The sequence below is a fragment of the Legionella qingyii genome, assembly GCF_003184185.1.
This window is the reverse complement of record NZ_QHJG01000019.1, coordinates 32,496-44,821: the sequence shown is the minus strand read 5'-3', so window position 1 is coordinate 44,821 and position 12,326 is coordinate 32,496. Positions and strand designations below refer to the sequence as shown.

Sequence of the window (12,326 nt, the reverse complement as noted above, 5' to 3'; positions counted from 1 at the left end):
CCGCTAATATCCTTGGCTTGCTGTAATTGCCATAGTCCAACGAACCAAAGAACTTATCGTGTAATTTAGCATGGCGATGGTGTTATCAAAATTCATTGCCAATACTCCTGCAATTATAAATGCCAAACCTTTAGGTCCATGCTGAGTCCCTGGCTGACTCGACTGTGCTACCAATACACTCCCACGAACAAACCATAATACCCCTGCTGTTTGAATCAACAAGCCCATAGAACTGAATATATTTGAGGGGTTATATGATGTATAAGTTAAAATGTTACCTACTCCAAAAGTTGTGTTAGCCATAGCATCTAGGGCAGTAGGTAAATAAAGGAGAATCGCTCCAAATAATAAGTACATCATCGGGGTATACATTTTTTCCTGCGAGGAAGATTGCGCCCTGTGATCTGCAATTTTTCTTAGTTTGGAAATAGCGGTCAAAAAAAATAAAATGCCCAGTATGTACGCACCCCCACTAATTAAATGCTGCACCGGGTATAAAGAACGGCTTAAATTGCCTATAATTGTGATAAGATCTGGTGTATTCATAATATAATTATATGCCGTTAAAACGTGTAATGCATAATTTTTTGCTTATATTAACTTTAGTTCAGAGTTATAATCTCTAGTTTTTACGGTAAAGTTGATATTCGTCATGCAAATAAATACATTCCCCATCACTTTAAAAGAATCATTTATGATCTCTCCTAAAGTAAAACACTTCATTTTTAATTGCGAAGTTGCACCCTATTTTAATTATTTACCTGGACAATTTATTACCATTCACTTTGAACATCAAGGAAAATCGTTAAAACGTAGTTATAGTATAGCCAATGCGCCAAAACAAGATAATCAAATTGAAATTGCAGCCGGTTATTTTGCAAATGGCCCGGGCACCGAATTTCTTTATAATTTAAAACCTGGAGACACTATTCAGAGCAGCGGACCCTATGGTCGCTTAATTATCAAGGAGGATATACCCGCACGATTTATCCTGGTTGCTACCAGCACAGGAGTTACCCCCTATCGAGCAATGCTTCAAGAACTGGGTACACTCATGGAACAACATCCTGCGCTCGAGGTGGTCATTCTGCAAGGAGTACAAAGACGGGAAGAAATTCTCTATGCCAACGAGTTTTATGCGTTTTCTCAAAAATATCCTAGAGCTACATTTAGACCCTATCTAAGCAGGCAGGCAGCACATGAGTTAAATGAAAATGAGTACAATGGGTACGTACAACATGCCTTTCCTACACTAAACCTTGATCCTCAACGTGATGTCATTTATTTATGTGGAAATCCCAGTATGATCGACGAAGCATTTAATTCGTTAAAAGAACAGGGTTTTGCCATGCAACATATTATTCGTGAGAAATATATATCTAGATAATAATCAATCAGGAGCAAACACAATATGAATTATGAAGAACTCTCTAATACCATGGAACAAATACTGCAAGAAGGTAAAGGAATCTTAGCTGCAGATGAAAGCAATTCAACTATAGGAAAGCGTTTTGCTTCAATTGGTATTGAAAATACTGAAGAAAACCGCAGGGATTATAGACTTCTGCTCGCAACTACAACCGATTTGGAACAATATATCAACGGGGTTATTTTATTTGAAGAAACCTTTAGCCAAACTGATGAGCATGGAACCCCTATTCCTAAACTATTTGCTGATAAAGGTATCGTCCCTGGCATCAAAGTTGATAAAGGATTAGTTACTTTAGCCAATACTGAAAAGGAACAAGTTACTCAAGGTTTAGATGGATTATCCGAACGTTTGCAACATTTTAAAAAATTAGGTGCAAAATTCGCTAAATGGCGAAATGTTTATTCAATTTCTGAATTTACCCCCAGTTTAACTGCGGTTAAAACAGGGGCGGAAAATCTGGCTCGTTATGCTGCAGCTTGCCAAGAAGCAGGAATTGTTCCCATCGTTGAACCTGAAGTACTTATGGATGGAGACCACAGCATCGAACATTGTGCAGAAGTATGTGAAATTGTGCTGCATGAGTTATTCCACGCTTTATTTATCCACCAAGTTGAATTAGAACATATTATTTTAAAACCCAGCATGGTGACCTGTGGTAAAGCGCATAGCCCTTTTAGTGAACCTGATGAAATTGCTGACTACACAATCGGTGTATTCCGTAATAATGTACCTGCTGCTGTACCAACAATTAATTTCTTATCTGGTGGACAAACGCCACAACAAGCTACAGCAAATTTAAATGCGATTAATAGCATCGACCATCAACCTTGGTTGCTCAGTTTTTCTTTCGGTAGAGCATTACAAGAAGATTGTTTAGCTGCCTGGGGTGGAAATAAGGCCAATATTGCTAAAGCACAAGAAGCATTATTAAAACGTGCTCGTTTGAATAGCCTGGCCTGTGTAGGTGAATACAACAACAATATGGAATGATCTTTCTTTTGGGGAAGGTTCATTACATTGAACCAATCCCCAAAAAAGTATTAGTTCAGGAGTTTTCTAAAATCAATAAATAGATGCAAGGTAATTTTTGCATGTACTTACTCGTAACTTCATATAGACTCCTTTTGATCATTCACTCAATTTCTCAATACGCTTCCCCTTCGACTAATGGATCTCCTGGGTTCCACATTTAACTCTACATACTCGCCAACGCTCACAACCCCGGTAGATATTCCTTAATGGATAGTCGCTAGAGTGACCATTAAGGTTTGATGTGGTCTAATTGATTTTGACCTCCAATTAAACAAATTATCTCTTAACTGGAGTGTCCAAATCAATTAGACCACATCATTTTCTGCCGTGTCTTTTCAAGCACCAGTTTTCTAGGGCTGAGTAGATTTCAAAGTCGATTTTTGCGAATACTTTTGACGATACTCCTTTGTAGTAGTTAGTCCAGCCCGCTATTTTTTGATTTAACTGACGGATCAATATTTCTATAGGAAGGGCTATTCCTGATTTGATCAAAACAGGCACGGATGTCGCCTTCAAAGACCTATTGTGCTGAGGCGTATAATAATGAACAACCAAACCTTGCTATTGGTTATTTGTATTGGGGACGAAAATAAGAGCCAAGTCCCGAGTCGCCTTTCAAAATTTCTTTTACCTCATTCCAGGTGTTAGGTGCGGTAAATAAATTATAAAACTTATTATCACGATGATAAGTTAAAAAGGTTTTTTGATTTTCCCATTTTCGCATGAAATTAAATAATTGAGTTTTATCATCCTGGTTCCAGTTTTTGGTAAAAAATTTAATAAGATCTATAAATTCAATCTTTAATTCTCCAATTTCCAAAAATTTTTGTTTTTTATCCATCGTTGATAGCTGAACAGCAGTAAATTTTGATACATAATCATCATAAATATGCTTAATGCGTTCAACCGCTTCATGATTATCCGCTCCTTTATACGAATAAAACTCTTCATGCGTTTTACTATAGTCAGGTGCGTTTAATAAAAGTGGAATTGTCTCAGGAAATTTAGTTTCTCTTACCTCAGAGCCTCGCAAGTCTTCACCTTCTAAATATTTTTCTAATAAAAAAGGAAAAATTTTCGATGCAGTTTGAGCGGAGGCCTCTTTATATTCATTCACCTCATCTTCCAATTTGAGCATAATATCCTCAAATAAATGATAAATATCATCAATTTTTTTTAGGAAATCTAACTTCTCTAATTTTTTTTGGTACCAGGCCAGCCTAGGTTCATTCGAGAATTGTTTTATCTCCCGTTTTAGTCCGGTTAAATAGATTAGTTTAAAACAATCAAGATAATTTTGTGGTGCTGGTGAAATCACTTGCAAAGGTTTGATTGGCTTACCCATTAAAACTCGATGAATGTTATAGATTAAACTGGCTCGAATAAAGGGATCTTCCTCAATATCCATCACTGTTATGTCCCTTAAATCCAGGTTTGGAATTGAAAGAAGCGCCGAAACGCCAGGAGCTCTCAATTCTTTCATACTAATATTATGGTGGGCTCCCACAAGTGCGAAATATTTTTCGCGGCTTTGCGAAATAATTTCAGCAGCGGTTAAATTCATTGCCAAGGCACGCTTTTTCGAAAATTTAGTTTCATTTTTTTTGGCATAACCAGTAATACCATCATAAGCCTCAGTGGTATCGATGGGGGTAATGTGTATACCAAGCATTTGCGCCATGACAACAATACCTAAACTGGAATAGGGGTTAGTCCTATAGCTATATAAAAAATCATCGGAATTTTTTCCCACTATAATACGATTGCTGATATCCTGACGAATTAATTCGGCTAATAATGCTTTGGGTAATAAGCCTGTTTGGAAAAATTTTTCGTATAAAGCCGTTTGAGTATCATAAAATCCTAACTCAACAAATAACTGTTTGATTCCAGAGGCTGCAAAGCTAGGCATAGAAGTTACTAAAAATTTTTTATGTAAAACTTTAGAATGAGTCTCGCCAATACAGACACCTTGATGTTCCGATATTCCTTTTAGCAAATGTGCTTTTGCAGAGGAAGCCGAGTTACCGCTAATTTCAGTAATTTTATTATCAGAAATACTGTCAAAATCCAAATTTTGTAAATCATGCTTTGCTTCGCGAATTTTATTTCTTCGCTTGACTGAGACGGGTTCTTCGCATCGCTCAAAAACAATTCCCGCTTTTTCCTGGATAAATTTTTTTTCAAACACAGTTTCTTCATCTAGTGAAATGGGTTCACCTGCTTTTTTAAAATCTAATATCAGCGGTAGAAATTCAGAAATAAAAGCACTAATTTCATTTAAATTATGTCGAAAATAAATTGCATTGTGTTTGAAAACAATCGATTTTTCAAAATTATTTAAAAATCCAGCTTGTTGTAAATGAATGACTAAGGCATCAAAAATGCTCGAAGAAGGTTCAGAACCCGGTTTAATCACATAAAGATACCCGTTATTTTTTTCTGTGCGAGCTTTCAAATTATTTCTCATTTATCATGCCTTGTATAATTATAATTCATTGCATGAGATTTCGAATACTTACTCTTGTTATCCTTGTTTTGCTTTAAGCTTGGTTATTATGTATAATTTTATACCTAGCATGGTGCGTGTCTTATGGGGTAGTTGATATGCCGGATTTTTCTTCTTCCATCACAGAAATTGCCAATTACATTGGCCAAAAGGTTTATTTAAAAAGCTTTCCTGAGAGCAAGGAGATTGATTCTACACCGAAAAGATTAAATCGTGATGTGGTGATGGAAAAAGTCCGCGTCGCGTCTTGCACGGTTTTGATAACGCCAATCGTTCTGCCGCGTTAATTCCCTATATTGTGGCGCTATTACGCCGTAATAAGGCGCAATTGTCGTCTGAACTGCAAAAGCAATTGGATGACAGGACTTACGAAAAACCCCAATCTCTTCGTTAAAAAATGTTTTTACTTCGGTCATTTAGTATATCTAAACTCCCTCATTAAAAACATTTTTTGCCTCGACCTTGGAGTTTTTCGTAAGTCCTTTTAGTGAGAGAGTTCTCACATTGGTCCGCTAGTTGAAGTTCCCGTTCTTATTTTAGTGGGGATACCAGGGAGTATCATAGAATAGAACGCTTATAATTTTTCCAAGACTCATTTTGAAGCAAATTTAGAGTGGCTATTTACTGATCTTAATTTATTAATGTTTTACTTTTGTTTTGCTGGATTGCCACTGTTTTGGTTTCTATGATTACATACCTAAAATCTACCGCCCATTACGTTATTTAACTGCATTTTATTTTATAGGTTTACTTTTGGTGAAATTATTATCTTGTTTTATTTACTTGTTTGTAGCGGGCTTCGAGACTGGCTTTTAGGTTTTGATTCGTTACTGGAAGATAAAAAATCTAAAACTACCTTTATTATTTAAATCGCTATGCCATTCTTTTCATTTTTTCTCTTATTATTATTTTTCGTACTCCCCTAAACAAGGAACTATTGTAGTGTTTGCAACATCTTTAAACTAAAGAGTTAGAACAAGTTAAGGGAAGCAAAAATTGAACTTTTTAATTGATCATATGCCACTGCTGCACGCTCTCTACGCTTTTTGTGGTAATTAAACTACAAGGGCTTAATCAATTCAAAACGCGCATAAAGTGGCAAATGATCAGAAAGCATTCGCCAAGGCTTGCCATGTAAGCAAGCTACTTCTTGAACTTTCATACCCCGAAAATAGACGCGATCAACGCAAAGCGCTGGTTTGATTGCAGGAAAGGAGCGTGCATGCTGGCCTTCCACTGAAACAAAAGCCTCTTCTATATTTAAGTCTTCAGCCAAAGGCTTAGAAATTATTGTACGCCAATCATTGAAATCCCCAGCCATCAGCAGAGGTTCATCTTGTGGAACGACATCCTTTATGCGTTGCATTAAAGCATTACATTGCACCATACGCTCTGCTTTAAAAAGACCCAAGTGCACACATAACAAATGAATAGTGAGATTATCCAGTTTCAGCTGTGCGTGTAATATTCCTCTCGAGGCTCTGCGTATGTTTGCAAGATTAACATTTTCAAATCGCTCAAAAGCATATTTACTTAAAATTGCATTCCCATGATGTCCTGACTCATATACGGCATTTTTTGCATAAACATAATGGGGCCATATATTTTCCGCAATATACTCAAATTGAGGTGAATCAGGCCAAGCATTAATTCGCTTTTGCCGTTTTATGTGTTCACCTTGAACTTCTTGTAAAAAAACAAAATCAGGTTGTAAGCTAGAAATGGCATCTCGCATTTTAGGAAGTAAAAAGCGTACAGCACCCACACCAAAACCTTTATGAATATTGTAAGTAATTAATGAAACGCTATGTGTTTCTTGTTGCATAGTTTACTCTGTTCAAGTTCATGGATTAAGCATAACACTAAATGCATAAAATAAATTGTACTGCATAGTCTTTAGTCACACACTTTAGTTAAAAGTTATAAATAGCAAGCGAATGTAATAAGTAAAACGACGCAGTAAAAAATTCTTATTCATTCTATAATCAATTATAGCCCTCCTATTTGCGGTAGAGATATAATGATTACTACTACTAATAGTAAAATAATAAATAAAATGAATACATTAAATCTTACCATTCCGGGTTTTTCTATAGCCTGCAAGACGTGGGGGAACCCCGATAAGCCGACTATTCTAGCACTACATGGGTGGTTGGATAATGCAAACAGTTTTGCTCCCCTTGCCCCATATTTAGAGAAGGATTTTCATTTTATAGCCGTTGATTTACCTGGGCATGGTTTCTCCTCGCATCTTCCTGAAGGATGCCACTATCATTTTTTTGATGGTATTTTTGTGGTTATTGAACTAATCAATGCACTAAAACTTGATAAACTCCATCTATTAGGACATTCAATGGGCGCTTGTCTAGCAAGCTTGGTTGGAGGTGTACTCCCCGAACGATTCCTTTCTCTAAGCCTGATTGAGGGTTTAGGACCATTTTCTCATCCTGCAGAAACTGCATGCCAGCAATTAAGAGATTATGTCTCTTTTCTTGCTCAAAAAAGCAAAAAATCAAAAGGATATGACAGTATAAATAGCGCCGCTCTTGCACGCGCCTTTAAAGGATATGTTTCTTTAGACATTGCAAAAATTCTTTGTGAACGAAGCTTAATAGAAAAACAAGGTAAATTTTATTGGCGGCATGATCAACGATTGTTAGTACGCTCACCTTTACGTATGACAGAACCCCAAATACTTTCTTGCTTACAAGAAATTACTGCAAAAACTTATTTAGTATTATCCAGCAGAGGATTTTCTTTTGATACTGAAATCATTGAGAATCGAATTAAAGCGGTAAAAAATCTTACACTTAAAAAAATAGATGGTGGACATCATATTCACATGGAGCAGCCAGAAGTTGTAAGCAAACTTCTGGCTGATTTTATTATCCACGCAGATTAATTACAACCATCCATATTAGTGGTGATTTTAACTTCATTTAATGACTTTTTAACGTCACAAATAGCAGTTGTAGGATATCTCTCATGGTTCGGGTCACCGGCTACCAGATCAGATATTGCACTTACTATACCTTCGCCGCCTTCATCAAAGCTTGAATAAGGTGTCCAGTAGTCCATATTGGCTTTAACCATAACATCAAAAGCTAATCGGGTATTCCAACTAGGTTGATTGGCGAGTATGTAGAATAAATGGTTGTATACTCCACTGGAGTAATGAACATCCAGACCACCATAATACTCATCAGCAGTATCAATAGACTCACCATCACGGCTTGGTTGATCCATATAACGTAATGCATCCCAGCCACTGTCTTCTTTCATGATCTCGCCGCCGATTTGCCAGGTGCTCTTATTTACTGAATAATACTCTGCTGCTTGAGCTGCCATGTCAGAAAACGCCTCATTCATACCACCTGATTGGCCATAATATTCAAGGTTAGAGTGTTGTTCTGTAAAACCATGACTGATTTCATGTGCACCTACTCCCAAAGAAACCAACGGATACATCATGGTATCACCATCACCAAAGGTCATTTGCTGGCCATCCCAATATGCATTCTCATAGCCTTCACCATAGTGAACTCGCATAACTAATTGCATGGGAGAACCATCAGAATTACTCAGTGCATTCGTGTTATACCATTCTTTATACATATGATTAATTACGTGACCTGCATACAATGCATCATTTGTTGGAGAAGCGGCTCCATTTTGTTTGTCATAACCATCTCCTCTATAACCAGTGAGGTAAATATTAGAGTCATTGGTTGGACAATTGAATTTCATTGCTTTGCGCTTTGAACTGTATCGGTGATCCATGTCGATGACTTTGACATCGGTATTCTCCATAAAGCACGATTCAGTACCCGCATCTCGAGTTACATCGAGATAAGGTAAGTCGACACCATATTGATAGAAACCTGTTTTATTATTTCCACCAAAACCTGCTCCATTAACCGATCTCTTGCCCGTTTTTATATCATTCCATTGGACAAACGGTTTGTTAGTTTCTGCGTCAATAATTGCAGTTGGGCGCTCTGGAATTTTATCTTTATGAACAACAAGAACACTCACTTTATAAGCCCAATGTGCTTTGTGCTGAGCATCAATATAAACCATGGGAGTGACTTTTTCATCACTTACATCTTTACCTGCATAGTTGGCTTTAAATTGTTGTAACGCTGAACCCGCGTTTTTCACAAAAGAAGCATCGGGTTGTCCTAATTCGGATTGCAGGCCTTTATAAATAACACCATTCATTGCCACATTTGACTGTGCTTTGGTTAATGATTGTGCTGTGTACATGCTATGCATAATTGCATAACCGCCATAAACAGGAAATCCTACATATTGTTGTTGCATACGAACATGAGTTACTTTATTACTGTCAGTATGTTCGCTTATAAAGCGTAAACTGTCTTTAGCAACTGCGACACCTTGTGTCGTCAAAGCAAATTTTTGCTTTACTTGCTCAAGAGATGCCTTCTGTAAAGGCATAGGTTCTGCGGCTCTCGCAGAAGATGTTATTCCTAAAGCCAATGCAACAGCCAAGGGAGATAAATAGTAATTATGATGCATGGAAACCCACTCCTTCTTTGCAACTTAATCTAAATTGAAAGCAACTCTTCTCCTGCCAAACCAATTAATCCTTAAAATCAAGTTACAAATAACCTGATTGGTTTCAACAGTGAGTCACACCTGTGAACACAACCAATAACTCTAAAAACCTATCCAAGCTAGCATAATTTTAGAATTTTTGAAATTATTATTTGATGATTAACAACATACCCTAGAAAAAATCGATGTGATGAAAAAAAAAATCTTTCTATTCCAAATATTTTATAGAATGGCGTGATTTTCATAAAAGATGAATTCATTTTATCGACTTATTGTTTTCTGACAAAATCATGCAATCAAAGAAAATTGACCTTATATCTTGGCAGAAGCAAAAACTGCATACTTTACTGTTCTAAGTAAGCAAATTTTTACCAGATATAATGAACCACAAAAGAATATAAAAAAAGTAGAGATCATGTAGATATCTTCGGAGATATATAGACAATTTCAGGAAGATAAGGCAAAATCTGCAAAAAATTGCTCGATACTAACTAAAACATGAAAAAAATTCTGGTTTTGCATGGACCAAATTTGAACCTCTTGGGAACTCGAGAACCTTCAATTTATGGAGCTACAACATTAGATCATATCAATTCTCGTCTAATCAAAGAAGCAACAAAAGCAGGATTTGCATTAAACTGCTATCAAAGCAATTCTGAAGCAGATTTAATTCAAGTAATTCACCAAGCCAGTATCGACAAAATAAATTATATAATTTTTAATCCCGCAGGATTTACACATACCAGCGTGGCTTTAAGGGATGCCTTATGTGCTGTTGCAATCCCATTTATTGAAGTACATATCAGTAACATTTATTCCCGCGAACCTTTTCGCCACCATTCCTACTTCTCAGATATTGCAAAAGGTACTATCAGTGGTTTGGGTGCGCAAGGATATTCATTAGCATTAACATCAATTATTGAAAGAGAATCAAATAATGGACATTCGTAAAATCAGAAAATTAATTGAATTGCTGGAAGAAACTGGCATTTCTGAAATTGAAATTAAAGAAGGTGAAGAATCGCTGAGACTAAGCCGTCATAGCAGCGTACCAGCAGTAGAACCTCCTCAGGTTCGCTATGTTTCTTCTCCTACACCACACCAGGAGCCACATCCTGCTGTGAATAGTATTCCTGCTCCTGCAATACCTTCACACCATGAAAGTAAACCCGTACCTACGGTCTCAGGCCACAAAGTTCGTTCTCCTATGGTGGGTACAATGTACACTTCACCATCGCCAGAAAGTCCTCCTTTTGTAAGCCTTGGCCAAACAGTCAAAGCAGGTGATGTTTTGTGTATTGTTGAAGCAATGAAAATGTTTAATGAAATTGAAGCGGATCGCGCCGGTAAAATCGTAGAAATACTTGTCGCTAATGGTGAACCTGTTGAATACGATCAGGTCCTGTTTGTCATAGAATAGAGGATGCATCCATGCTCAGTAAAATTGTTATTGCCAACAGAGGTGAAATCGCTCTTCGCATTTTGCGTGCATGTAAAGAGCTTGGCATTCAGACTGTAGCCGTACATTCAGATGTAGATAAAGATTTATTGCATGTTCGTCTCGCAGATGAAACTGTATGCATAGGCCCTGCTCCAGCACAAAAAAGTTACCTCAACATTCCTGCGATTATTTCTGCTGCTGAAATTACTGATGCTGTAGCAATTCATCCTGGTTATGGGTTTCTTTCTGAAAATGCTGATTTCGCAGAAGTAGTAGAACAGAGTGGATTTCGTTTTATTGGTCCTCGAGGTGAGACCATTCGCCTCATGGGGGATAAGGTGTCTGCTATCAATGCGATGAAAGCAGCCGGAGTTCCTTGTGTTCCTGGATCAGACGGTCCATTATCTGATGATGATCAGCTAAATCTGGAAATCGCTCGAAAAATTGGTTATCCAGTTATCATTAAAGCTGCAGGAGGTGGCGGCGGACGAGGTATGCGTGTTGTGCATACTGAAGCAAATCTGCTTAATGCCATAGCACTTACCCGTAGTGAAGCCAAAGCTGCATTTAATAACCCCATTGTGTACATGGAAAAATTCCTCGAAAATCCACGCCATATTGAATTCCAAGTGCTTGGAGATGGTAAAGGTAAAGCCATTCATCTTGGTGAGCGTGATTGTTCGATGCAAAGACGACATCAAAAAGTAGTAGAGGAAGCACCGGCTCCCGGAATTAGTGTTGAACTGAGAAATAAAATTGGTGCCTCTGTAGTCAAAGCGTGCCAAGAGCTGCAATATCGTGGTGCAGGAACTTTTGAATTCCTATATCAAGATGGATGTTTTTATTTTATTGAAATGAATACTCGAATCCAGGTTGAACATCCTGTGACTGAAATGATTACTGGAATTGATTTGATTAAAGAGCAAATCAAAATTGCCAGTGATATACCGATGACACTGACCCAGGAAGACATAAAACTGCATGGTCATGCAATTGAATGCCGAATTAATGCTGAAGATGCAAAGACCTTTATGCCTTCGCCAGGAACAATAAAATTATTACATCAACCCGGTGGCCCTGGTATTCGCTTTGATTCTCATATTTATAGTAGCTATACCGTTCCGCCAAATTACGATTCCATGATAGGCAAGCTGATTAGTTATGGAGAAACTCGTGCTGAAGCCATTGCAAGAATGCGAAACGCGCTCGATGAAATCATTATTGACGGTATAAAAACCAATATTGAATTACATCAGCGTATTTTCCATGACCAATCTTTTATTGCAGGTGGTACTAATATTCACTATCTGGAAAAAATGCTGAAGGATTAATGC

12 protein-coding genes are annotated in these 12,326 nt (G+C 37.3%); 7 read left to right on the top strand and 5 right to left on the bottom strand.

What is annotated here, in order from left to right; all coding sequences use genetic code 11:
* Positions 1-3 precede the first annotated feature (3 nt).
* Entirely contained in the window at positions 4-546 is a 543-nt protein-coding gene (locus tag DGG96_RS12160; protein ID WP_110142932.1) for a type IV secretion protein IcmC, read from the bottom strand.
* Positions 547-652: 106 nt separating this feature from the next.
* Between DGG96_RS12160 and DGG96_RS12155 the strand changes: the two genes are divergently transcribed.
* Positions 653-1,387, top strand: a complete 735-nt coding sequence (locus DGG96_RS12155) for a ferredoxin--NADP reductase (RefSeq protein ID WP_110142931.1) — start codon at positions 653-655, stop codon at positions 1,385-1,387.
* 24 nt (positions 1,388-1,411) lie between these two features.
* Complete coding sequence (locus DGG96_RS12150; protein WP_110142930.1) at positions 1,412-2,422, top strand: class I fructose-bisphosphate aldolase; 1,011 nt, start codon at positions 1,412-1,414, stop codon at positions 2,420-2,422.
* A gap of 357 nt (positions 2,423-2,779) precedes the next feature.
* Here DGG96_RS12150 and DGG96_RS21420 read toward each other — a convergent pair whose 3' ends face one another.
* Both DGG96_RS21420 and DGG96_RS12140 read right to left on the bottom strand, forming a co-directional pair.
* On the bottom strand, positions 2,780-2,965 hold the full coding sequence (locus DGG96_RS21420) for a group II intron maturase-specific domain-containing protein (RefSeq protein WP_158618885.1): 186 nt from the start codon (positions 2,963-2,965) through the stop codon (positions 2,780-2,782).
* Between the two features lie 67 nt (positions 2,966-3,032).
* The gene (locus DGG96_RS12140; protein WP_110142928.1) at positions 3,033-4,934 is read right to left on the bottom strand and encodes a membrane-targeted effector domain-containing toxin; all 1,902 of its coding nucleotides are present in this window, start codon (positions 4,932-4,934) and stop codon (positions 3,033-3,035) included.
* A 137-nt stretch (positions 4,935-5,071) separates the two neighbouring features.
* On the opposite strand from DGG96_RS12140, the gene DGG96_RS12135 reads away from it, so the two are divergent.
* The gene (locus tag DGG96_RS12135) at positions 5,072-5,260 is read left to right on the top strand and encodes a hypothetical protein (protein ID WP_110142927.1); all 189 of its coding nucleotides are present in this window, start codon (positions 5,072-5,074) and stop codon (positions 5,258-5,260) included.
* Between the two features lie 773 nt (positions 5,261-6,033).
* On the opposite strand, the gene DGG96_RS12130 is transcribed toward DGG96_RS12135, so the two are convergent.
* The gene (locus tag DGG96_RS12130; RefSeq protein ID WP_110142926.1) at positions 6,034-6,798 is read right to left on the bottom strand and encodes an endonuclease/exonuclease/phosphatase family protein; all 765 of its coding nucleotides are present in this window, start codon (positions 6,796-6,798) and stop codon (positions 6,034-6,036) included.
* A gap of 231 nt (positions 6,799-7,029) precedes the next feature.
* Between DGG96_RS12130 and DGG96_RS12125 the strand changes: the two genes are divergently transcribed.
* Positions 7,030-7,875, top strand: coding sequence for an alpha/beta fold hydrolase (locus DGG96_RS12125; protein ID WP_110142969.1), 846 nt, complete (start codon positions 7,030-7,032; stop codon positions 7,873-7,875).
* Here the strand turns inward: DGG96_RS12125 and proA are convergent.
* Positions 7,872-9,512 carry a zinc metalloprotease ProA gene (gene proA / locus DGG96_RS12120; RefSeq protein ID WP_110142925.1) on the bottom strand — a complete coding sequence of 547 codons (1,641 nt, stop codon included), beginning with the start codon at positions 9,510-9,512 and terminating at the stop codon, positions 7,872-7,874. The genes DGG96_RS12125 and proA overlap by 4 nt on opposite strands.
* Before the next feature lie 537 nt (positions 9,513-10,049).
* Between proA and aroQ the strand changes: the two genes are divergently transcribed.
* The 3 genes from aroQ to accC are packed head-to-tail and all read left to right on the top strand — an operon-like array spanning position 10,050 to position 12,323.
* On the top strand, positions 10,050-10,502 hold the full coding sequence (aroQ, locus tag DGG96_RS12115; RefSeq protein WP_110142924.1) for a type II 3-dehydroquinate dehydratase: 453 nt from the start codon (positions 10,050-10,052) through the stop codon (positions 10,500-10,502).
* Entirely contained in the window at positions 10,489-10,971 is a 483-nt protein-coding gene (gene accB / locus DGG96_RS12110) for an acetyl-CoA carboxylase biotin carboxyl carrier protein (RefSeq protein WP_110142923.1), read from the top strand. Before aroQ ends, accB begins: the two co-directional genes overlap by 14 nt.
* Before the next feature lie 11 nt (positions 10,972-10,982).
* A complete protein-coding gene (gene accC, locus DGG96_RS12105) occupies positions 10,983-12,323 on the top strand; it encodes an acetyl-CoA carboxylase biotin carboxylase subunit (RefSeq protein WP_110142922.1) in 1,341 nt (446 codons plus the stop codon).
* The last annotated feature ends 3 nt before the right edge of the window (positions 12,324-12,326 follow it).

Excerpts from the sequence above, each read along its gene's own strand:
- DGG96_RS12160 (WP_110142932.1), bottom strand. The coding sequence starts at position 546 with ATGAATACACCAGATCTTATCACAATTATAGGCAATTTAAGCCGTTCT.
- DGG96_RS12155 (WP_110142931.1), top strand. The coding sequence starts at position 653 with ATGCAAATAAATACATTCCCCATCACTTTAAAAGAATCATTTATGATC.
- DGG96_RS12150 (WP_110142930.1), top strand. The coding sequence starts at position 1,412 with ATGAATTATGAAGAACTCTCTAATACCATGGAACAAATACTGCAAGAA.
- DGG96_RS12140 (WP_110142928.1), bottom strand. The coding sequence starts at position 4,934 with ATGAGAAATAATTTGAAAGCTCGCACAGAAAAAAATAACGGGTATCTT.
- DGG96_RS12135 (WP_110142927.1), top strand. The coding sequence starts at position 5,072 with ATGCCGGATTTTTCTTCTTCCATCACAGAAATTGCCAATTACATTGGC.
- DGG96_RS12130 (WP_110142926.1), bottom strand. The coding sequence starts at position 6,798 with ATGCAACAAGAAACACATAGCGTTTCATTAATTACTTACAATATTCAT.
- DGG96_RS12125 (WP_110142969.1), top strand. The coding sequence starts at position 7,030 with ATGAATACATTAAATCTTACCATTCCGGGTTTTTCTATAGCCTGCAAG.
- proA (WP_110142925.1), bottom strand. The coding sequence starts at position 9,512 with ATGCATCATAATTACTATTTATCTCCCTTGGCTGTTGCATTGGCTTTA.
- aroQ (WP_110142924.1), top strand. The coding sequence starts at position 10,050 with ATGAAAAAAATTCTGGTTTTGCATGGACCAAATTTGAACCTCTTGGGA.
- accB (WP_110142923.1), top strand. The coding sequence starts at position 10,489 with ATGGACATTCGTAAAATCAGAAAATTAATTGAATTGCTGGAAGAAACT.
- accC (WP_110142922.1), top strand. The coding sequence starts at position 10,983 with ATGCTCAGTAAAATTGTTATTGCCAACAGAGGTGAAATCGCTCTTCGC.